The 20,332-nt window shown below is 40.3% G+C and carries 25 protein-coding genes; 9 read left to right on the top strand and 16 right to left on the bottom strand.

All coding sequences use genetic code 11. From position 1 onward, the window contains the following. The 3 genes from QR40_RS26235 to QR40_RS26245 all read left to right on the top strand — a co-directional run. The coding region (locus QR40_RS26235) for a transposase (RefSeq protein WP_044297516.1) at positions 1-340 on the top strand (340 nt) is incomplete at its 5' end. A gap of 115 nt (positions 341-455) precedes the next feature. After that, the gene (locus QR40_RS33990; protein WP_200889772.1) at positions 456-770 is read left to right on the top strand and encodes a hypothetical protein; all 315 of its coding nucleotides are present in this window, start codon (positions 456-458) and stop codon (positions 768-770) included. Positions 771-1,131: 361 nt separating this feature from the next. Next, positions 1,132-2,502: a D-alanyl-D-alanine carboxypeptidase family protein gene (locus QR40_RS26245; RefSeq protein ID WP_052431067.1), complete on the top strand. Its 1,371-nt coding sequence runs from the start codon at positions 1,132-1,134 to the stop codon at positions 2,500-2,502. Positions 2,503-2,600: 98 nt separating this feature from the next. On the opposite strand, the gene QR40_RS26250 is transcribed toward QR40_RS26245, so the two are convergent. Continuing rightward, entirely contained in the window at positions 2,601-3,107 is a 507-nt protein-coding gene (locus tag QR40_RS26250) for a VanZ family protein (RefSeq protein WP_027292275.1), read from the bottom strand. A 335-nt stretch (positions 3,108-3,442) separates the two neighbouring features. Between QR40_RS26250 and QR40_RS32740 the strand changes: the two genes are divergently transcribed. Together QR40_RS32740 and QR40_RS26255 are read left to right on the top strand one after the other, a co-directional pair. Further along, positions 3,443-3,565 (top strand): hypothetical protein, encoded by a 123-nt coding sequence (locus QR40_RS32740; RefSeq protein WP_276325468.1) that lies wholly within the window; start codon positions 3,443-3,445, stop codon positions 3,563-3,565. 403 nt (positions 3,566-3,968) lie between these two features. After that, positions 3,969-4,745 carry a DUF305 domain-containing protein gene (locus QR40_RS26255; protein WP_044297518.1) on the top strand — a complete coding sequence of 259 codons (777 nt, stop codon included), beginning with the start codon at positions 3,969-3,971 and terminating at the stop codon, positions 4,743-4,745. A gap of 443 nt (positions 4,746-5,188) precedes the next feature. Here QR40_RS26255 and QR40_RS32745 read toward each other — a convergent pair whose 3' ends face one another. The 5 genes from QR40_RS32745 to QR40_RS26275 all read right to left on the bottom strand — a co-directional run bounded on the left by QR40_RS32745 (position 5,189) and on the right by QR40_RS26275 (position 8,385). Then, positions 5,189-5,317, bottom strand: a complete 129-nt coding sequence (locus QR40_RS32745; RefSeq protein WP_276325469.1) for a hypothetical protein — start codon at positions 5,315-5,317, stop codon at positions 5,189-5,191. A gap of 55 nt (positions 5,318-5,372) precedes the next feature. After that, entirely contained in the window at positions 5,373-5,906 is a 534-nt protein-coding gene (locus tag QR40_RS26260) for a hypothetical protein (protein ID WP_044297519.1), read from the bottom strand. A 3-nt stretch (positions 5,907-5,909) separates the two neighbouring features. After that, the gene (locus QR40_RS26265) at positions 5,910-6,986 is read right to left on the bottom strand and encodes a HAMP domain-containing sensor histidine kinase (RefSeq protein ID WP_044297520.1); all 1,077 of its coding nucleotides are present in this window, start codon (positions 6,984-6,986) and stop codon (positions 5,910-5,912) included. After that, positions 6,983-7,654: a response regulator transcription factor gene (locus QR40_RS26270; protein ID WP_027292280.1), complete on the bottom strand. Its 672-nt coding sequence runs from the start codon at positions 7,652-7,654 to the stop codon at positions 6,983-6,985. The genes QR40_RS26265 and QR40_RS26270 overlap by 4 nt, the downstream gene beginning before the upstream one ends. Before the next feature lie 68 nt (positions 7,655-7,722). Next, positions 7,723-8,385 carry a hypothetical protein gene (locus QR40_RS26275; protein ID WP_044297521.1) on the bottom strand — a complete coding sequence of 221 codons (663 nt, stop codon included), beginning with the start codon at positions 8,383-8,385 and terminating at the stop codon, positions 7,723-7,725. A gap of 250 nt (positions 8,386-8,635) precedes the next feature. Between QR40_RS26275 and QR40_RS26280 the strand changes: the two genes are divergently transcribed. From QR40_RS26280 to QR40_RS26290, 3 genes are read left to right on the top strand one after another with little or no spacing between them, the layout of a single operon-like run. Further along, positions 8,636-9,271: a TetR/AcrR family transcriptional regulator gene (locus QR40_RS26280; RefSeq protein WP_027292282.1), complete on the top strand. Its 636-nt coding sequence runs from the start codon at positions 8,636-8,638 to the stop codon at positions 9,269-9,271. A gap of 16 nt (positions 9,272-9,287) precedes the next feature. Next, a complete protein-coding gene (locus QR40_RS26285; protein ID WP_242858587.1) occupies positions 9,288-10,589 on the top strand; it encodes an MFS transporter in 1,302 nt (433 codons plus the stop codon). Between the two features lies 1 nt (position 10,590). After that, complete coding sequence (locus QR40_RS26290; protein WP_027292284.1) at positions 10,591-10,938, top strand: hypothetical protein; 348 nt, start codon at positions 10,591-10,593, stop codon at positions 10,936-10,938. A gap of 76 nt (positions 10,939-11,014) precedes the next feature. Here QR40_RS26290 and QR40_RS26295 read toward each other — a convergent pair whose 3' ends face one another. Then, positions 11,015-12,073 carry a uroporphyrinogen decarboxylase family protein gene (locus QR40_RS26295; RefSeq protein WP_044297522.1) on the bottom strand — a complete coding sequence of 353 codons (1,059 nt, stop codon included), beginning with the start codon at positions 12,071-12,073 and terminating at the stop codon, positions 11,015-11,017. Positions 12,074-12,288: 215 nt separating this feature from the next. On the opposite strand from QR40_RS26295, the gene QR40_RS26300 reads away from it, so the two are divergent. Beyond that, positions 12,289-13,137: an AraC family transcriptional regulator gene (locus QR40_RS26300; protein ID WP_044297523.1), complete on the top strand. Its 849-nt coding sequence runs from the start codon at positions 12,289-12,291 to the stop codon at positions 13,135-13,137. Positions 13,138-13,140: 3 nt separating this feature from the next. On the opposite strand, the gene QR40_RS26305 is transcribed toward QR40_RS26300, so the two are convergent. From QR40_RS26305 to garR, 9 genes are all read right to left on the bottom strand, one after another. Continuing rightward, positions 13,141-13,407, bottom strand: coding sequence for a helix-turn-helix domain-containing protein (locus tag QR40_RS26305; RefSeq protein WP_044297524.1), 267 nt, complete (start codon positions 13,405-13,407; stop codon positions 13,141-13,143). 46 nt (positions 13,408-13,453) lie between these two features. Continuing rightward, a complete protein-coding gene (locus QR40_RS31970) occupies positions 13,454-13,627 on the bottom strand; it encodes a hypothetical protein (RefSeq protein WP_160295877.1) in 174 nt (57 codons plus the stop codon). 128 nt (positions 13,628-13,755) lie between these two features. Continuing rightward, entirely contained in the window at positions 13,756-14,895 is a 1,140-nt protein-coding gene (locus QR40_RS26315) for a glycerate kinase family protein (RefSeq protein WP_044297526.1), read from the bottom strand. A gap of 85 nt (positions 14,896-14,980) precedes the next feature. Beyond that, a complete protein-coding gene (locus tag QR40_RS26320) occupies positions 14,981-15,703 on the bottom strand; it encodes a FadR/GntR family transcriptional regulator (RefSeq protein WP_044297527.1) in 723 nt (240 codons plus the stop codon). A 47-nt stretch (positions 15,704-15,750) separates the two neighbouring features. After that, positions 15,751-15,939: a hypothetical protein gene (locus tag QR40_RS26325; protein ID WP_044297528.1), complete on the bottom strand. Its 189-nt coding sequence runs from the start codon at positions 15,937-15,939 to the stop codon at positions 15,751-15,753. Positions 15,940-16,075: 136 nt separating this feature from the next. Further along, a complete protein-coding gene (locus QR40_RS26330) occupies positions 16,076-16,876 on the bottom strand; it encodes a sugar phosphate isomerase/epimerase family protein (RefSeq protein WP_044297529.1) in 801 nt (266 codons plus the stop codon). After that, positions 16,873-17,919, bottom strand: coding sequence for a zinc-dependent alcohol dehydrogenase (locus tag QR40_RS26335; RefSeq protein ID WP_044297530.1), 1,047 nt, complete (start codon positions 17,917-17,919; stop codon positions 16,873-16,875). The genes QR40_RS26330 and QR40_RS26335 overlap by 4 nt, the downstream gene beginning before the upstream one ends. A 27-nt stretch (positions 17,920-17,946) precedes the next feature. Then, positions 17,947-19,317: a GntP family permease gene (locus QR40_RS26340; RefSeq protein ID WP_044297531.1), complete on the bottom strand. Its 1,371-nt coding sequence runs from the start codon at positions 19,315-19,317 to the stop codon at positions 17,947-17,949. 88 nt (positions 19,318-19,405) lie between these two features. Next, complete coding sequence (gene garR, locus QR40_RS26345) at positions 19,406-20,290, bottom strand: 2-hydroxy-3-oxopropionate reductase (protein WP_044297532.1); 885 nt, start codon at positions 20,288-20,290, stop codon at positions 19,406-19,408. Positions 20,291-20,332: the final 42 nt, after the last annotated feature.

Consider the following 20,332-nt stretch of genomic DNA (forward strand, 5'->3'; position numbering starts at 1 on the left):
GGGCAGGAATGCGCGGATAACCTATACTTTTGATATAAAAAAATGTAAAAAATGCCTTTATAGAGAAGGATGCTACAAAGAGGGAGCGAAAAAAAAGACATATACAGAGACGGTCATCAGTGATACCCATAGCGAACAGGCACAATTTCAGGAAACGGAATATTTTAAAGAAAAAGTAAAAGAGCGTTATAAGATAGAAGCAAAAAACAGCGAGTTAAAACATAGACATGGTTATGACGTTGCGTCATCATCAGGTCTTATTGGCATGGAAATGCAGGGAGCGATGGCAATATTTGCAGTGAACCTCAAACGAATCATGAAAGTGATGGGGGAAAAATAAAGGAATCCCTAGTTCAGAAAAAGGAATCATCCATAGAAAATGCACAAAAATCCACCAGAAAAATTTGAGTCTGGTGGATTTTGTGTTTTATTAATAAGGAAGGATTTAAAAACATATGTTTTTCAGTGCCCTCGTCCAGCACGGCATTGCGGGTGGCAATCATGCACTTGTTTACACCCTGTTTTTCTGTCCAGCACTTGTTTTCCATCGGCTTTTTGTTGTTGATATACAGCAAATTCATGGTGCCGTTACCGATGTCTGCAAGAAGATTGGTTCCCATGAAGCTGGAAATCAGGCTGACAATGGCAGGATAACCTTGCGGATAGAGGGTGCAGCCTGCAAAACGGATATGATGGTACCGTTGCCTTGCACGATTAGTTTAAGAGAAAGAGGGCTGAAACACATTGAGCGCAGATTGAGCGTAAATTGACAAAAAAGCAACAAAAAAACAGCTACGCAATTCAAATGATGCGTAACTGTTTCTTAGGGATTATTGTGGTTCGTTAGAGTGCCAGCGGTTTAAAACGTTGCCTGTATCAATCCTGGACTAGAGCACTGCCCTTTTGAAATCGAAAGCCAGTCAATTTGTATCAATGATGATATCAGAAAGGTAATCCACGTTCTCCTTACGCAATAACAGTCAACTGCTAATGACTGCTAATGACTTTAATTTAAGCCTTCTATTTGAGACATCTTTGTAATAGTATATTAAAGAGCCGGCAGATTGTACCGCTTTTTATCTGTCCGCCATTCCGGTCACTTAAAAAATAAGACCTGATAAGGAGATGTCCATGAAACGTATATCCATCGCTATTTTAATTTCCATGTTCATATGTCCCGCCATACTCCTAACGGTATATGCAATGCCGGATTGGCCTTCTGATGTCTGGATTCAGGCGGAAGCTGGCGTAGTAGTTGATATGGATTCCGGTGCAGTTCTTTTGGGTCAGAATATTGATACACCCTATCCTCCTGCAAGTATCACGAAGCTTCTGACTGCCCTGATCGTTATAGAAAACAGTAATTTAGAAGACATTGTGACTTTCTCTGAGGATGCGGTAAATAACGTGGAAGAAGGCAGCGGGAACAAGCTCAATGTTGCTGCAGGTGATCAGTTAACCGTAGAGGACTGCCTTTATTCCCTGCTCCTGCACTCCTGCAATCAGGTGGCAAATGCTTTAGCAGAGCATGTTGCCGGAAGCCGTGAGGCGTTCGTACAGATGATGAACGATAAAATAGCAGCACTCGGATGCACCAAGAGCCACTTTGCAAATCCATCCGGTTTAAATGATGATACACAGGTTGTCACCGCATATGAAATGGCGCGCATCGCTCAGGCGGCATTTTCCAATCCAAAGCTTCTGGAAATTGATTCTTCCCTGTCTCATGATATCAGTCCGACTCTTAATAATCCCAATGGGATCACGATATATATGGAACATAAACTGGTCAGCACCTCCGATGAAAACAGCGAATTCTACTGTCCATTTGCCATCGGAGGCAAGACCGGATACACCACCCCTGCGGGAAATACCCTGGTCACTTACGCGGAACAGGACGGCCGTAGACTGATAAGTGTCATCTTACGGGGCACACCTTCCCAATATTATCTTGATAGCAAGGCTCAGCTGCAAAGCGGCTTTCAAAACTTCAAGAACCTGGATATTTCCAAATACGACAATACATCCAATCTCTTTAAAGAACCCGTTACCATAAATGGAAATACTTACGAACCGTCACAACTGGAACTTGCCGGTAACAGCATAGTATCCGTACCTGCAGATACTACTGACTTTAAAGGAATTAAACGTATCTTAATCAAAGGGCTTCCGAATAATCCACCTTCCAATGCCGTCGGCGTCATCCGGTATGATTATGGAGAACATCACCTGGGTTACGCATACCTGTTAAAAAAAGACAGCAATCAGGCATCCGCAGAAGTTTCGGCTACCCCTAGTTCATCAGGTACTCCGCAAGAATCGGATACTCCGCCAAGCGAGAGCACGCAAAGTCATCAAGATGCCGATCTGCCGCCTACTGTTGAAAGCAAGAAGGATGGTATTGATCCCCAGAGTAAACTTTTGTTTTTAGCCGTGTTGATTATAGCGGGGATCGCATGGTGTGCTGTTTCATTTGGGTCAGGGAAAGAGGATACACAGTAATAAGTGTCGCTGCTACTTTATTAGAAAAGATAAAGGAAACTTGCATAAAAAAGGATCAATCGTCCCGCTGATCCTTTTTATGCCCCAAACAATATTTGCTATAAATTTACAATAATGAGAAGTCCCAAAAATGCAATAACCCCAATTGTCCCAATGCAGGCTAATATATTTAATACTTTGTTGGTTTTATCCTTTAACAGCTTATAAAAAACTATATAGATCAAACAACCAATTACACCTCCAAGGGTATTTCCAATTAAATCCGTTATATCAGTTGCTCCAACTGCGAATATAAATTGTAGTATTTCCAGCGCTAAACTTGTAAGTGCAATCGGTACGATTTTTTTCAAAAATGACCAGTTACTTTTTAGCATACAGATATACAATCCAAAAGGGATAAAAATAAGTACATTGTTAATTATTTCATCAAAATCCATTTTCCCATTAATTATTACAGATCCGGCAAAAGGAATTAGATTTACTCCTCTTAGATGTGGTAAGCCTTTTAGTGTAAACTGCATTTTTAATAATATAATCCATACTAATACAAAAACATAGATTATAAACAAGATCCATGTTAATTTCCTTTGACTCTTATTCTCCATTTTCTCCTCCTTATTCTATAATAGAAATATACTAACACAACTATCCTTTATATTTCTATTATTAATATTCTTATTTTTCTATTATGAATATTCTTATTTTTCCTTATCTTCTATATTTTCTTTTTCAAAGGCAAGGCAAATAAGCCGCAAATTTACAGTAAGATATTTGCTGTAAAAACATCCTAATCTATATTATTATACTCCCATGTGTTACAATGAAACTAATTAATAATCAAAGTGTGAATATAAGCGTTGTAATCATCACAGGCAGCTTGTGGAAATGAATTTACAAACAGGTTCTACGCAGTATTTGTGATATCTATGAAGGAGCAAATATGAAACTTGAATATAGAAATGCCAAAAAAGAAGATGCGAAACTTCTGACAGATATTTATAATAAATCATTTTATGATGATTATATACATTATAGTGAATATCCCAAGTACATTTTTCTATAAAACGGTAATATTCGATTTCAGCACTACTGATCGGTTTGTTCGCTTTGCAATAATAATTATGTTTATGTGAAAGGAGGTATGTTGCATGTTAGCAGCTTTTATGGGGCAGTTCGGTATGTTTTTAAGTATCCTTTTCAATGTCTTAAAATTAATATTATATGTTCTTGCCATATTGGCTTTGATTAAATACTTAAGAACTAAATAATCTGCAAAAAGGGTAAACCGTATATACCGTTTACCCTTTTTCTCGTTTTATATCCCACTTTTCTTGAAAAATCCAATTATTACGGTCATTTTACCTCCAAAGTTTTAGAAAAACAATATTTACTGTATAATTTCCCCTATCCTGAAAAAGCTATAACTAAATCTAACTTACTGCCTGAACGGCTGAATGGAGGTCTTTATGAATAAAAAAGGATTTTACTGGACGATGGGAATCATAGCTGCTCTTTTAGTGGTTCTTCTGATCTGGCTGTTTTTTGCCGGAAGAAATAAAACTGCTCCTATGCCAAACACAGATACAAACACCACCCAGGTTACTACCAACAGCAGCGGTGCTGACCACGCAAACAGCAATACTAACAGCAATGCTGCTGACCACAGCGGTATGATTCATGATAATACGAACAACCATGGAGATAAAAATCTGGCTTCCTATTTGGATGAGCAGGACGATGATATGGAAGATATGATGGAGGACATGGAGGAGATTGACAAAACAGGCTATGCTGCTATTGATTTTTTAAACGGAATGCTTCCCCATCATGAAGCAGCTATTTCCATGTCGCAAAGCTACCTGAAATACGGCGGTGCCAACGAAGAATTGAAAAAACTTGCAAACGATATAATTGACGTCCAGAAACAGGAAATTGATCAAATGCAAACACTCGCTAAGGAATTAAAAGCTGCCGGCAGACAGGATCAGGATCAGGAAAATGCCTATCTGGAAGAGTATAAAAAGATGTTTTCTTCCCACCAAATGAATCACTCTACTGCTAATAATGTAGAAGCCGCTTTTGCTGAAGGCATGATCATGCACCACCAGATGGCAGTTGATATGGCAGAATCTATTTTAAAATATACAGATGAAGAACAGGTAATCTCACTGGCTCAAAATATAATCACCGCTCAAAAAGAAGAAATTAAACAGATGGAAAATCTCTTAAAAGAAGTAAATTGAATCATTTTTTCGCAAATCGACTCGAATCGTGTCGTAAAACGAATTGACATATTCCGCTCGGAATTATATACTATAGAACGTGTTAACTTCTTAATTCGACACATATGATTCATAGCCCAGATCCCACGTCTGGGCTATTTCATTTTGACACACCTGGCATACGTTCAAAATATGGATTATCTGAAATGATCTGTAAATCTCACATTCTTACCCGAATTAGAAACATCCATGCACGATTGGTAAAATTTACTACCATTACAAACCCCGTAAACCCAGGAAATAACCGAAAAAATATGAAATTAATATTTCATAACATAAAACCGGTATTTCAATACATTTCACAACTACATTTAAAATTAATAGTTATAATATAATTGTATTTAATTTTTCAATTTATACTCCGCAACTCCCACACGTTGCGGAGTACTCCCCAAATAATATTCTTATTGTTCATAATGAATTACTACATTTAATGCCCGTTCAACATCAGCGGCTTTTTCTATCGCTTCCGGCAGTTCCTCACCAACGTTAATTTTATGCCCTGTGCCGGGTCCATGTTGGTAAACTGCCACATCCGTACCGCAAATACTTTTTTACCCTCCTTTTAATCTTTCAATAACATTGCTTTTATAATAGACTGTTTCCTTTTTCACATATTTCATATATCTCATCATATTTGTCTTCCATCAACAAATTTACTTTCTTTCTGCGGCTCATCCTTAAGCTTCGGAAAACAAAATACGGCAGTATCCAGCCTGCAAATGCCGGGAAAGCAAGTAAAATGCAGAGCCAGATAATGGGGGGTTCATTTGTCACGGCAAATACAGAACCTGCCATACATACTGTACCCAAAATGCCAATCGTTATCGCCATTATTGTTGGCATGGCTGTCTCTGACTTCTTAGCGGCATTAATTTCATCCATACATGCTTCGAAGTGCCGCTGCAGACGGGTCAGCTCTGCTCTGTTTAATATTTTACGGTCCCTTTTTAAACGGAGAATAACTTTTGAATTCTTCTTTACCGTCTCTACATTTTCATCTGATATCCATCCAAAATTTTTGTAACCATCCAGATAACGGGATAACTGTTCTTCCTCAATCTCTACTTCCTTATATTCATATCCCACAAAATCCTTTCCTTCTTTCACAATACCACTCATTCTCTACTCACCTGCCTCCGTAATCGGGATCCGCACCGTAAAGGTGGTGCCCTGACCCATTACACTTTCTGCCAAAATTGTATACTCCATTAACTGCAATACACGTAACGCTATTGCCAATCCCAGTCCGTTCCCTTCCGTTGCGTGGGAGGTATCCCCCTGATAGAATTTATCAAAAATGTGATTTAATGTTTCTTCACTCATGCCGCAACCATTGTCCGATATCTGAACAATGATTTCTTTTTCCGTGGAACTCTGCTTTAAAGTTACGGTACCACCGGGTTTCGTAAACTTAATGGCGTTGGATATCAGATTGTTCCACACCAGTTCCATAAGATTTTCATCTGCAAGAATAATCGCCTCATCTTCCATCTCTGCTGAAAACTCAATTTCTTTTTGATCCCACAGTGTTTCGAAATGAAGCACACATTCACAAAGCTGACTGCATAAGTCATACTCACTTGCTGCCGGGTGAATCGTCTGCTTTTCCAGTTTGCTCAGCTTTAAAATATCTGTAATCAGTTGGGACAGCCGTCTGGAAGACTGTAATATGTTATCTGCATATTCCTGAACTTTCTCCTTTGACAGATTTGATTTCCCCAAAAGTTCGGCATAATTTTGGATCACAGCCAAAGGAGTTTTGATCTCATGGGACACGTTTGAGAGAAAATCTGTTTTTAACGTTTCAATACTTCCAAGCTCCGCCACCATTTTGTTAAAATCTGCAATCATGACATCCAGATAGTCCGCCTTATCTGCTGTGTGAATGGGTCTAACATAAACTGAAAAATCACCGTTGGCAACATCCTTCGTCGCTTTTACAAACTGCTTTAAAGGTTTATCATAATGCCGGACTATCTGCCAGCGTATAAGTATAGTAAATGCTGCCGAAACCAGAAGCCAGTACGCAGTCATTCCAAAAATATATCCTTTGGGAATGGATGCAACATCAATGTATGCTCCTAAAATTTTATTCTGCGTGGTAGTCAGGAAAGCCAGTACAAAAAACGTAACCACAAATATGCGGATAGGGAAATGCTTGACTTTTACGCGGGGATCGGCATATTCTTTTTCGCTCATAATAACACCGCCTTATATCCGATTCCGCGTACAGTCACAATTTGAAATCCATCACATCCCGAAAATTTATCTCTTAGTTTTGTCACATAGACATCCACAGCCCGAAGGCTGGTATCACAATCAACACCCCAAAATTCATCCATCAGCTGTGCACGGGTAAAAGTTTTTTTTGGATAAGAAAGCAGCTTATACAGGATATGGAACTCTCTTGTGGTAATTGGGATTTCCACATCATTGACAATCGCAGTCATAGCATCCGAATCCATCACCAGATTACCTGCTGCAAGCTTTCTTTCCGTTTCAATATTGGCGCGGCGCAGCAATGCCCTGACCCGAAGCAGCAGTTCATCAAGTTCAATGGGTTTCACCATATAATCATCAATCCCCAGCCGGAACCCTTTCTGTTTGGATGGCAGATCATCTTTAGCCGACATAAACAGGATGGGAATAGAGCTATTCACCTGACGCACCGTCCGGGCAAACTCAAAACCATCGATTTCCGGCATCATAATATCAGAAATAATCATACTGCAGATTGATTGATACATCTCATCATATGCCTCCGCCGCACACATACAGCCCTTAGCCTGAAATCCGCTGTCATTTAAATATGTACAGACAATTTTATTTAACCGCTCATCATCTTCCACTACTAATATACGAATCATTCCGTACCTCCTTTTTTCTTTCAGAAACCAACGCACTCAAAGAACTTCTCATTATTTTAACATATAATCTATTTGCTGCATTCTTTTTTTATCCGGTTTACCCGGATCACCATGATCACTCCCAGCAGCGTGGCTGCACTTCCCATCAACACACCCATTAATCCATTGGACAGGGATGGATCGTAGCCGATTTCACGCTCATGGGTAAATGACAGCAGTGCCGTCTGGGTCAGAACCAGGCAGATCAGAGAAGATGCCAGATTAATCATTTTAATTGCATGGATTAAAAGAGTATGATTATGGCGTTCTAAGATAACTCCCCGGATATTCAGCGTTAACTCCGTAAATGTAAAAGCTGCAATGGTAATTCCCACATAGGGATGGTACGAACTGACCTCTGGATAGAAGAAAAGCCTTGCAGAGTAAGCAATATATAACGCACTGGCTATAATGAGAACTTCTCCGGAAAGCATATAATAGCGGCACTGTAGTTCCCGGCTTTTCCCTTTTGAGATCCCGGATAACGCAAAAAGCTTAGCCAGAACCATACCAAAAGTATAAAATGCACTGACACAGGTAAATACAGAAAATGAGAGTATTCCCATAATCAGCTTCCCGGCCCCCACAAGAATATTTCCAATACAGGATGCTCCGGTAATCTGCAGAGAACGTCTTGGATTACAGATTCTTTTTACTTTTTGCAGCAGTTCTGTTTCTCTCATTTTCTTCATTGGTGATACCCCGTTTTAAAATAAAGTATATTTGTTGTATGATAGGATTGATTATAAATGAATTTTGTTTGTGATTTGTTTGAGAAATGTTTCTAAATTGTGAATTACTTGTGTATTGATAATGTCCGTTGGTAATGTCCGTGCTTATGCAGCAAGCCCCTTTTTGCTATTTATTATTTATTACCTTGACAAATCAAAAATGAAACCCTATAATAAAACAAACAGACAGTCTGTTTATTGGAGGATTAATATGAATAGGGAAGAAAAAAGTAAAAATAGTAAAGAAAAAATAATTCAATCAGCATTTTCTTTGTTTTCAGCAAAAGGATATGATGCGACTTCTACACAAGATATTATAGATCTATCTGGTCTGTCCAGAGGCGCAATGTATCATCACTTTAAGAGTAAGGAAGATATCTTAAGAAGTGTAACAGAAGGATTCTATTCACATATGAATAGTTTCTTAGAAAATCTTGTTGCAGATACTACTCTTACATCAAAAGAAAAATTGATGAAACTTATTACTCATAGCGCGGAGGATTATACACATAAACAAATGGTAGATTGCTATTGGAGTGAAAAAATACCGTTTGCTCTATTAGAAGAAGTACAATACCTTAACAATGTGGCTGCTCCATATTTTTGTAAAATAATAGAGCAAGGCGTTGAAAACCATGAATATGAATGCGAATATCCGCAAGAATTGGCTGAAATTCTTATTTTTGCTGTCGACGTTTTACTCAACCCGACATTATTCACTCGTAGTTATTCTGAAGTATGCAGCAGATTAGACTTTTTATTTTTTCTTTTAAAGAAAATGGAGATACCAATTATTGATAGTGATGGAATAAATAAAGCCAAAGAACTATTCAAACAGGAATTATGATATAAAGGAGGAGAATGTGAATAATACAATTAATGATAATATACAATGCAATTCTGTGGAAAAAAGAAATATTCCACCGTTAAAAAACTTTAAACTAATGGTCTTAGGGCAGATCATATCAATACTAGGTTCTTCACTATTACGATTCGCGTTATCGTTGTTTGTTTTAGATAAAACAGGTCGTGCAGATGTGTTTGCGACTTTATTTGCTATTTCTAATATCCCACTCTTATTAGGTCCGTTTGGTGGGGCCATAGCGGATCGGTTTAATCGTAAAAATTTAATGGTAATCTATGATTTTTGTAGTGGTACGATTGTATTTTGTTTATTTCTTTTACTTTTAACTGGAAATACTTCTATTGTAGTAATTGGTATCATAATGATACTGCTTTCCGCAATCAGCGCAATGTACAATCCAACTGTTTCAGCCAGTGTACCGTTACTGGTTGAAGAAAAAAAGATTGAAAGCAGCAATGGGATTGTAATGGCTGTTCAATCATTGGCAATGGTTTCTGCTCCAATTATAGGTAGTCTTTTATATAGCGCTATAGATTTTAATATTCTCATATTAGTATGTAGTATATTATTTATACTATCTGCAATTATGGAAATTTTTATTGATATTCCCTTTAGCAAAACCAGGGAAAAAGGACATATCATACATACGACTATATCTGACTTAAAAAGTGGCTTTATATATGTAGTAAAAGAACCTTATATCTATAAATCCGTCCTATTTGCAATGGCACTAAATCTTATAGTGACACCACTTTTAGTAATTGCAACTCCCACAATTCTTCGTCTGGTTATGGGAAGTACAGAAACAATGTATGGTCTAGGCATGGGTCTGATCAATTTTGCAACAGTCGTTGGTGCATTGACGGTTGGTATTTTTGCGAGAAAATTGCATTTTAATAGAGTGTATCGCTGGGTGCTGGTTATGAGCGTAATGTTCCTTCCTATAGCAGTATCAATTTTACCATCGGTCTTGAAATTTGGATATTTACCTGCATTTTCAATTTTTATGTTAGGGGCAGTTCCGCTATCCGCTATGATACAAATACTTTCTATCTTTGTAGTTAGTAAGGTTCAAAAGCAAACACCAAATGAAATGTTGGGCAGAGTCATGTCAATCATGATTGCCGGGGCACAATGCAGTACACCAATTGGACAAATTATATGCGGAAATATACTGGAAACCTTTAGCGGTAATTTCTACTTACCTGTATTATTTATTTGTGGAATAATGATAATTATATCAGTCATAACAAAATATAGTTTTAAAAATATAAAATTGAACTGTGAAGGAGGAATTTAATATGCCATTTACCGAAATATGTATTTATCAGGTCAAGCCGCAAAAGGTGGACGAGTTTGAAGCACTCATGCTTGAGGTTAAGAGTTTTTTAGAAAAGCAAGTAGGACTGCTTTTACTTCGATTTGTCAAAAGGGAGTATCATATAGACTTAAAACAAATTAAAGAGGGGCTTCCCCCTCCCAAAATTACGCGCATTGTAAAAAGCGTTAAGTACATGCTTTATTGGGAATTTGATACTAAAGAAAGTTATGGAACTGCACAGAAAAACCTTTACGATAGTTATTGGAAATCTATCGAAAAGTGCTTAATAGTGCCACATGACAAATATTTAGGAGAGGGGTTGTTTTGACGGGCAACGGCAAGCCCCGGCCAAACTGGCGGCCGGCCTCACCGCTAATTCCGTTTCGTCCTTACAGCTTGCAGGCTTAACGGGGTATCTGCCGTTCTACCTCATACAGCGCCTCAATATTCTCAATCGGCACATCTCCTTCAAAAGCCTGGCTTGCCATTAATATGTAACCGCCATCCCGATTCAATGTTTTAATAAAACGCCTTGTCTCTTCTGCAACTTCCTGAGGTGTCCCATAAGGGAGTATTCCCTGCGTGTCGATTCCGCCGTGAAATGTGATTTTTCCGCCAAACTCTTCCTGGAGGCTCTCCGGTTCCAAACCCGCAACTTTTTGGATCGGCTCCAGTACATCCACATTGCACTCAATCAGTTCCGGTATAATAGGGCGCACGGCGCCGCAGGAATGCTGTTGGTAAAACGCGTTGTATTTATGTGCCAGTGCGGTGAGCTTTTTCGTATTTTCTTTGAAGAAATCTCTCCACATGTCCACACTGAATAAGAGGGAAATCTGGGTACCATAATCATCGTGGGGCCTTAAAATGTCAATTCTGCCCTCTCCAGCCTTAAAAATTCTTTCATAATATTCCAGTTCAAAAGCTACCATGCGGTCTAATATACGCTGTGCCACTTCCGGTTCTTCAATCATCATTACAAAAAAACGATCCATATCAATCAGAAATGTTACTATCTGGAAAGGTCCTTCATGTCCTACAATAATAGCCTTATCCGGATATTTATCGCATTCTTCTTTGATAACGCTATAATCAAACCAATCCGGATCAGGGAATGGATACGCATCCACTTCTTCTATGGTTGTAACATCATTTAACGGAAAATAGGATGTCATACCGTACTCATCAATAGCTGTTTTATGGATGGTAGTTTCGTATCCCCAATAGCTGGTGGTGACTTTCTGCCCTTTTTCGTTTACATACTCCTTGCATTTTGGTCCGATGTATTTTGGCGAAACCGGTACTACATCGATTTTAAACTTATCTAATAACTGGCTGTAATCCGTAAATTGATAGTGCACCATTAATTTTTCCACTACGGAATCTACAGCTTCAAATGCCGCCGGTGTCCGGTCCGGCTTCTGGTGGGCAATTGCCGCCCTGACTCTTTCTCTGGATGTCATAATTATCCTCCTTCAGTACCTTATGATAGCCTTATTGTACAATTTACCCCCTCTTACAGCAATGAAGAAAACAGTACATTTTATTGTATATTTTAAAACTAATTATAAACTTCAATTGACAATTTTATACCATGATTTATAATGGAGATATACTCATATTCGATGTTTCCATATGTGGGTTTGCATTTTACTATTGACAATTTAGAGGTTATTATATGACAATTGATGAAAGAATAAAAAACGTACTGCATTTCAACTACCGTTTATCTTCGCCACCAGCAAACGATAACTTTTTATTTCACGTAATCCGTGCCGGATGCAGTTATTTTGATGAAGATTTTGAAATTATCCGTGACAATAATTACCCTTATTATACGGTTCATTTTGTTTTCGACGGATGCGGAATTTTTCATATCTCAAAAAAAGAACATCTCCTGAAAAAAGGAGATGCATTTATTATTTTCCCCGGAGAGGCCCATGACTACAGCAACTACAGCCATTCTTCCCTGGGACTGCTGTGGATTGAACTGTCGGGCAGTAACTGTAAAGAATTATTCAGTTATCTGCTATCCAATAATCAATATGTTTTCAAAAATGTATCCACTGAAAAAGCCGGTCAGCAGCTTCTTGATATTTTAGAATATTTAAGTCCCCCGGTTACTATAAATAAATATGAATTATCATCTAAAATTTACACTTTTATCATGTATTTGTTGGATTTAATGACCGGTATTCCCACAAAAAATACACCTGCGCTTATTGTAAAAGCACTAACTTACATCGATGAAAATTTTACCGGTCAGATTCAGATTCGTGACATAGCAGACAATCTTCATATCAGTCATACTTATCTTACGAAACTGTTTCAGAAAAATGTCGGTGTGACTCCTGTTAAGTATATCAACATGAAGCGCATTGAATATGCCTGTTATCTGCTGCAGAATACGGATTTGAGCTGCGAATCCATCAGTGATAAGACAGGGATCTACGATAATGCATATTTTCATAAGATGTTTAAATCCGTGAAAGGGATGACCCCTGTTCAGTACAAAGAATCCCTATAAAGATCACCGGGGATTGTTATCCCCACGATACTCCCTGGGACTGCACCCTACATATTTTTTAAATATTTTGGAAAAATAGTTCTGGCTGTTAAATCCGGTCTCATAAGTGACTTCTTTGATGCTTTTTTTCTGATGAAGCAGACGCTTTGCCGCTTCAATCCTCCTTTCTGCAAGTACATCCGTAAAGTTTTTCCCGGTGTTTTTTTTGAACACCCGGCTCAGATAAAATGGAGAGATGCGGAGAGATGCGCAGATATGCCGCCATATCATCCAGTGTAATGTTATGGCTGTAATTTTCTGAGATATACATCATCGCCTATTCCACAATATAGTGATTATTGGTCCGGTTAAATTTCAGGATTCCCTCCTGCATGGTAATCAGCTGCATTTCCAAATAAAACGTTAATTCCTTTGTATCGTTTAAGGTTAGAATTTCTTCTAAAGACACTGTAAATTCCGTGAGCAGCGCAACCTCAGCATATTGCTGCATAAGGAACGATTTTGCTGTTTTATCTATTATCTTGTCATAGCTGCAAAAAAATAGCAATATCTTGTCACTATGACAAGATATTGCTATTTTCCCGAAAAGGAATTGCATTGCTGACAGCTCTCCTTAATTTAATCAAGGCTTTTTATCAACCGGAATACCTGCTCCGCCGCATTTGTAATATTGGTAAGCGCCACCCGGCTGTCCATTGCCTGCTCTAATGTTGTTATCTCCTGTAAGATGGGAAAGTATGCATCTATCCCTTTTTCATTGCATTTCACTGCATCTTTGGAGACACTGCCGGCAAAGGCGATCACTTTAATTCCATGTTTTTTGGCAAGACCTGCTACGCCCACCGGTGCTTTTCCCATGGCAGTCTGTAAATCAAGCCGTCCTTCTCCTGTAATCACAAAATCTGCGTCAGCTATCTCTTCTTCCAGATCAACCGCTTTCATCACCAGATCAATTCCGGGCGAAAGCGTTCCGTTAAGAAAGCTTAAAAATGCAAATCCAAGCCCGCCTGCTGCACCTGCACCCTGATATCCGGAATAATCATGTCCAAAAGTGTGGGCAGTGACATCTGCAAAATGCTGCAGATCCCTGTCCAGCGCCTCTTTCATCTCATCCGTTACACCCTTTTGGGGACCATAGATCCAGGTTGCTCCGTTTGTACCACACAGTGGATTATTAACATCACACGCTATCCGGAAAGTACACTCCCTGATCACGGGATTTACGGCATCCGTTTTGATGGATGCGACCAGCTTTAAGCTGTCTGCGGAGATACCCACCGGATTTCCTTCTTTGTCCAGAAACCGGTACCCTAACGCAGTGAGCATCCCGATGCCGACGTCATTAGTAGCACTTCCGCCAATTCCTATCATAAAATTGCGGCAACCTCTGTTTATTGCATCCAGGATCAATTCTCCCACACCAAAAGTCGTTGCTGATAACGGTTTTTTATCTCCTGCTTTTACAAGAGTAATTCCGGCTGCCGCTGCGATTTCTATGACCGCCTGTTTTTTATCCGGTATGAATCCATATGCGGCATTTACCGGTTCTCTCATCGGACCGCAGACATAACGGCTGATATAGGTCCCTCCGCATCCTTCCACGAAAGCTTCAACGGTGCCCTCACCACCATCAGCCAGTGGTTTTACAATGACCTCTGCATCCGGATAAACCCGTTTTATTCCTGCGCGTATGCCACCGCCTGCTTCCATGGAACTCAGGCTTCCTTTCAAAGAATCAATAGCAACTACCACTTTCATACAATCATCCCTCCACCTGCAGACGCAGCTTACCTGCCTTCCTTTTATACCTCCTGCATATCGCAGGTTCCGCCTGAGATATGCATTAATAAGTAGTTCGAATGGAACTTTCACACTTTATCTCTTCAATATATTTCACATTATTCTCAAGATGTTCCCTCATTACCTCCACAGCACCCTTTTCATCTTTTGCTATGATTGCATCAATTATTTTTCCATGATATTTCAGGGCAAGATCCCAGCCCATTTTTTCGATAATGGTCGTCACGTAAGAATTGATGACTTCCCTTAATATTTCATTTGTCTTTATAATCAGAGGATTTCTTGTCATCTGGCTGATTTTAAAATGAAACTCGGTATCCATTACCGCAAATCCTAAGGAATCGGACTCATCCTTTTTCTGGAGCATTTTCTTATGAATTTTCTTTAATTCTTCAATATCCTCCTGGGTACCTCTGCGGACTGCAAGCCTTACCGACTCCACATCGATGATCTGGCGGAATTCAAATACCTGTTCTGTTTCCTGCCCGCTTAAATACACTGCCGGCACTAATGCCTGCATATTCTCACTAATATCAATCACTTTCACAAAAGACCCTTCGCCCAGGCGGGTTTCAATCAGTCCCAGCGTCCCTAACTTCTGCAGTGCCTGGCGGACAGTGATCCTGCTGACACCCAGCATATCCGCCAAAGCATTCTCCGAAGGAAGCTTATCCCCCTGCTTCCATTCTCCATCTATAATCATCTGTTTTAATTGATCAAATACCTGCTCCCCGACATTCACGCGCTTGATTGGTTTTATACTCATACGTGCCTCCATCTTTCTGCCTGTACGTTGTCATACAGATACAATCATCATACCTTCTTTTTAGCATGATTGCAACTGTTTTTGTAAGGCTTTTTCTTATGAATATCCATATAAATATAATCTTTTCCGCCTGATCTGTAGGGGCACTCTATTTTTCCAATTTCCCCACTGCCGAATTGCCGCCACTGCTGCAAACCACTGCGGCCTAGAGCGTGTTTTGAATTCATTCCTGCCATCTGCAAGGCGAAGGATGGAAGCGGAGTGATTCCTCCGCTGACTGACGACAACGCAGCAGTTGGCAAAATAGGCAGTGCTGTCACTATTGTTACTGTCCGGATGGAGTACTGGTGCCGCCGGGCGACACTAGATTCATCATCTGAAATATTTCTTAAAAAACGCAAGTGCTTTTGGAGCACTTACCCCATAATCATGGGTATATGCCTCACAGCTGACGCGTCCGTCATAGGATACAGCTTTCAGTGCATCTATAAAGGGCTGATAAGTTTCTTCCTCTATGGACTCCGGGTATACACGCCCATCCGGTCTTGCAAAATGAACGTGTCGCAAATACTCTTTTCCTTCTTTCAACAGGTGTTCAACCGGTTCTTTTTCTTCCGTCAAATGATAAAAATCAACCAGTACCTTAACATTCTCTCTATCCACAGCCCTTGCCAGCCGGCATCCTTCTTCAAAAGTATTGATTAGGTTACACTCCTGTCTGCGAAGGGGTTCAATCACGATTGTAATATCCAAGTTATGTGCAATGTCATTTACCTGCTGCAATAAAGAAACTACCTGTTGGTATCCCTGTTCCAGGGGGAATCCGTCCGGTACATTTTTTGCAGGCCCGCTGCCGAACACTACATACTTCACACCTAACCGGTGTGCCCGCTCTAATGCCTCTGCAGCATAATTCAAATTGGCTTCCATATCTGCATCCGGACCTGTAAGCCGGTAACCGGTTGGGAAAAAATTATTGCAAACCTCACAATTTACACCGGAGGTGTCTACACAATGCTTTAATTTCCCGAATTCATCCTCACTCAAATCCATCATCTGCGCAAGGGGTAATTCTGCATAATCATATCCGCAAGATACTAATTGTTCCAGGAATTCGATGCCCGTTCCGTCTGCACCCTCCGCTATCATATTTAGACAACAACCAAATCTCATTTTCTTTTACCTCTTTTTATACTGGGATCAATCATGACTTTTATATAATCATCCGGGTTCATATGCAAATCATCCATAGCATCTTTTACTTCCTCCAGAGAAATTGTTTTCGTTATCAGCTTTGCTGCATTCAATCTGCCGCTTCCAATTAAATCCACTACTTCTCCAAATTCTTCATGGGTATAGTTAAAGGAGCCAATCACTCTGCGGGCAGAGCATACGATATCCTGCATATTAATTTCCATTTCCTTTTGGGACATTCCCACCCAGATTGCCTGTCCGCCGATTTTCAGGCACTTAATGGACTGGTTGGCTGCAGCCTGAACGCCCACTGCCTCAATGGAAGTATCAATCATCCTCCCATCCGTATATCTGGAAACAGCTTCCATATAATCTTCATCCTTAGGATTAATTACCTCATCCGCTCCAAAGGCTCTTGCCGCAGCAAGTCTTGTATCACTTAAATCCGAAACTATGATCCTGCCCGGATTCTGTAATTTTACAATCTGCAAAATGCAAAGCCCAATGGCACCGGCTCCAATAATCAGCACATTCTGGCCTTCTAAATTTCCTGCCTTCTTCACCGCTCCGTATGCAACCGCATAAGGCTCTGCCAAAGCACCGATTTCATAATCCGTATTATCCGGTAACTTATACAGAAGTTTTTCGGGTACTGCTGCATATTCAGCCATCGCCCCGTTTACCGTCAGTACACCAAAGAATCTTTTATTCAGGCACATATTTGTCAGTCCTCTTTTACAGTTTTCACAGGTACCGCAGAAGTGAATCGGCTGAACGATTACTCTGTCACCCTCTTTAAACTTTGTGGCACCTGCCCCCGGCTTCACTACCTCAGCCGCGAACTCATGCCCCATCGTCATTGGTGCAATCCTTCTTCCCGTCAAACCCAGATATCCGTGCACATCACTTCCGCAGATACCACATGCCCTGACTCTCAGAAGCACTTCCTGTTCCCGGGGAACCGGCATCTGCTCTTCCTGTATTTCTAATTTGCCTGGTCCCATATATTTTAATGCTTTCATTACGTTCTTCCTCCTTTCAAACACACTCTAGAATACCGGGAATACCAATGCCCCGATAATTGCTAATATAAAGATACAGATTGCTGATATAAAAGACCCCAGTGTATAAGTTTTCAAACCGCCGGTCACCGTTAATCCCGACAAATTCGTTGCCACCCAGAATCCACTGTCATTTACATGCCCCACACTATTTCCGCCTGCCAGACATGCCATGGCAATATAAACCGGATGTATGCCCACCGTTGGTGCCAGGGTTGCCATAATCGTCATAGAGGTTAGTCCTGCTACCGTACCGGAACCCTGAGCTACACGGAAGATAAATCCGATGAAGAATGCCAGGAACAATACCACAATGGCAGAACTAGTATCCAGTCCCAGCTTGTCAACTAAAATTGTACCAATATCGGTTGCTTTGATCACTGCACCGAAAGAACCGCCGGCTCCGGTAATCAGAAGAACTACTCCGGCAGCCTTTAATGCTTCTCCGGCAGAGTTTTCAATATTTTTCTTACCAATATATTTATAACCTAATAAATAAGATGCCAGTGCGCCTAATAGAAGAGCCGTTAATTTATTGCCCAGGAACTGGCTGATTATTGGCTGATTCTCTTCTCCAAATATTGCCGTTCCCACGGTTCCGCATAAAATGCAGATAATAGGAACTACAATTGGCAGCAGCGAGATGAAAAAGCTTGGTCTGTTCTCCTTGATCACTTTACCCTGTTCTTCTAATTCTTTCACAACATTTGAAGAATGATTTACATCCTTTTCCTCATTCCAGAAATGCCTGTCATGAATTTTGGTATACAAAAATACACTAACCGTTACCGTAATAATACCGAAAATCAATCCGAAGATCAGCATGATGCCCAGGTCAAACCCGAAGATATCCGGTGCTGCCAATGGATTCGGGGTTGGCGGAACGATACAATGGGCAGTGGTTGCACCAATCGTAAGTGCCCCCGTTGTATATGCCATCGGTTTGTTGATCTGCCTTGTAATAGCAATTCCGATTGGAATCAGAATCACAAAGGTAACATCAAAATAAACCGGTATGGATAATACAAAGCCCGTAAATGCAATGGCATATAAAGCTTTTTTAGCAGGGAATTTTCTGACAAGCGTTTCTGCAATTACGCTCGCCCCGCCGCTGTCTGACAGCAACTGGCCTAAAATAACACCAAATCCGATAGGCAGTCCCATACTGGACATCATGCTGCCGAAGCCGTCTGAAATCTGCGTAATTGTACCCATGACACCCAATTTTGATGCAATCCCCATATATAAGCAGGCAATAATCATTGCAATACTTGGGTTGATTTTCAAAACCATAATTAAAAACAAAATAATTGCAATCGAAATGACCAGATTAATAATTAATAAAGTACCAACGTCCATAAAGACCCCCCTAGTAGATGATATCTGCCGGAATTCGAGCTTGTTTGAAATTTACTTTCTGACACACCCCGGTCCGAACAGATTCAGATTATCCGCGGATTTCTACACCTGTAATTTTTTCATAATACTTTGCAATTGCACTGTGATCTTGCTGCCCGCATCCGTCAGCACGTAGCGTCTGCAGCATTTCCATGGCCAATGCGGTCATCGGAAGCGGTGCGCCGACTCCATGGCCTGTTTCCAAAGCATTATTCAGATCCTTAATATGTAAATCAATTTTAAATCCCGGATTAAAGTTGCCTGCTGTAATCATTGGTATCTTAGCATTCATAACTGTGGAGCCTGCCAGCCCGCCTTTAATTGCGTCAAATACCCTCACCGGATCCACTCCTGCTTTTGTGGATAACATAAATGCTTCCGATACAGCAGCAATATTCAATGCCACAATAACCTGATTGGCTAATTTCGTTGTATTTCCTGCACCGATGTCACCACAGTGTACCGCACTGCCCCCCATCACCATTAGCAGATCATACACCTGGTCGAAGACCTTTTTATCTCCGCCAACCATAATTGACATGGTTCCGTCAATTGCTTTTGGCTCGCCGCCGGATACCGGTGCATCAATCATTTTTACTCCCTTTCCGGCACATGCCCTGGAAATCTCCTGGGATGCAAGCGGTGCTATCGAACTCATGTCAATTAATATGCTTCCTTCCTGTGCACCTTCCAGAACTCCGTTTTCTCCCATAACAGCCGCTTTTACATGTGGTGAATTAGGCAGCATGGTAATAATGGTTTTACACTGTTGTGCAACTGCTTTGGAAGATTGTGCGGGAACTGCCCCATCCGCTGCCGCTTCCTCAACATTTGCCTCCATTACGTCAAATGCCACAACCTCATATCCCGCTTTTAGCAGGTTTCTAACCATTGGTTTCCCCATGATTCCCAGTCCGATAAAGCCTACTTTCATTTTCATTACCTCCATTTTCTAAAATGTTTTTGATTTGTGATT

The organism is Robinsoniella peoriensis, from assembly GCF_000797495.1.
Lineage (GTDB): Bacteria > Bacillota > Clostridia > Lachnospirales > Lachnospiraceae > Robinsoniella > Robinsoniella peoriensis.

Bases quoted from the DNA above. Each gene is read 5' to 3' on its own strand.
- QR40_RS33990 (WP_200889772.1), top strand. From the start codon at position 456: ATGTTTTTCAGTGCCCTCGTCCAGCACGGCATTGCGGGTGGCAATCAT.
- QR40_RS26245 (WP_052431067.1), top strand. From the start codon at position 1,132: ATGAAACGTATATCCATCGCTATTTTAATTTCCATGTTCATATGTCCC.
- QR40_RS26250 (WP_027292275.1), bottom strand. From the start codon at position 3,107: ATGGAGAATAAGAGTCAAAGGAAATTAACATGGATCTTGTTTATAATC.
- QR40_RS32740 (WP_276325468.1), top strand. From the start codon at position 3,443: ATGAAACTTGAATATAGAAATGCCAAAAAAGAAGATGCGAAACTTCTG.
- QR40_RS26255 (WP_044297518.1), top strand. From the start codon at position 3,969: ATGAATAAAAAAGGATTTTACTGGACGATGGGAATCATAGCTGCTCTT.
- QR40_RS26260 (WP_044297519.1), bottom strand. From the start codon at position 5,906: ATGAGTGGTATTGTGAAAGAAGGAAAGGATTTTGTGGGATATGAATAT.
- QR40_RS26265 (WP_044297520.1), bottom strand. From the start codon at position 6,986: ATGAGCGAAAAAGAATATGCCGATCCCCGCGTAAAAGTCAAGCATTTC.
- QR40_RS26270 (WP_027292280.1), bottom strand. From the start codon at position 7,654: ATGATTCGTATATTAGTAGTGGAAGATGATGAGCGGTTAAATAAAATT.
- QR40_RS26275 (WP_044297521.1), bottom strand. From the start codon at position 8,385: ATGAAGAAAATGAGAGAAACAGAACTGCTGCAAAAAGTAAAAAGAATC.
- QR40_RS26280 (WP_027292282.1), top strand. From the start codon at position 8,636: ATGAATAGGGAAGAAAAAAGTAAAAATAGTAAAGAAAAAATAATTCAA.
- QR40_RS26290 (WP_027292284.1), top strand. From the start codon at position 10,591: ATGCCATTTACCGAAATATGTATTTATCAGGTCAAGCCGCAAAAGGTG.
- QR40_RS26295 (WP_044297522.1), bottom strand. From the start codon at position 12,073: ATGACATCCAGAGAAAGAGTCAGGGCGGCAATTGCCCACCAGAAGCCG.
- QR40_RS26300 (WP_044297523.1), top strand. From the start codon at position 12,289: ATGACAATTGATGAAAGAATAAAAAACGTACTGCATTTCAACTACCGT.
- QR40_RS26305 (WP_044297524.1), bottom strand. From the start codon at position 13,407: ATGATATGGCGGCATATCTGCGCATCTCTCCGCATCTCTCCATTTTAT.
- QR40_RS31970 (WP_160295877.1), bottom strand. From the start codon at position 13,627: ATGCAGCAATATGCTGAGGTTGCGCTGCTCACGGAATTTACAGTGTCT.
- QR40_RS26315 (WP_044297526.1), bottom strand. From the start codon at position 14,895: ATGAAAGTGGTAGTTGCTATTGATTCTTTGAAAGGAAGCCTGAGTTCC.
- QR40_RS26320 (WP_044297527.1), bottom strand. From the start codon at position 15,703: ATGAGTATAAAACCAATCAAGCGCGTGAATGTCGGGGAGCAGGTATTT.
- QR40_RS26325 (WP_044297528.1), bottom strand. From the start codon at position 15,939: ATGGCAGGAATGAATTCAAAACACGCTCTAGGCCGCAGTGGTTTGCAG.
- QR40_RS26330 (WP_044297529.1), bottom strand. From the start codon at position 16,876: ATGAGATTTGGTTGTTGTCTAAATATGATAGCGGAGGGTGCAGACGGA.
- QR40_RS26335 (WP_044297530.1), bottom strand. From the start codon at position 17,919: ATGAAAGCATTAAAATATATGGGACCAGGCAAATTAGAAATACAGGAA.
- QR40_RS26340 (WP_044297531.1), bottom strand. From the start codon at position 19,317: ATGGACGTTGGTACTTTATTAATTATTAATCTGGTCATTTCGATTGCA.
- garR (WP_044297532.1), bottom strand. From the start codon at position 20,290: ATGAAAGTAGGCTTTATCGGACTGGGAATCATGGGGAAACCAATGGTT.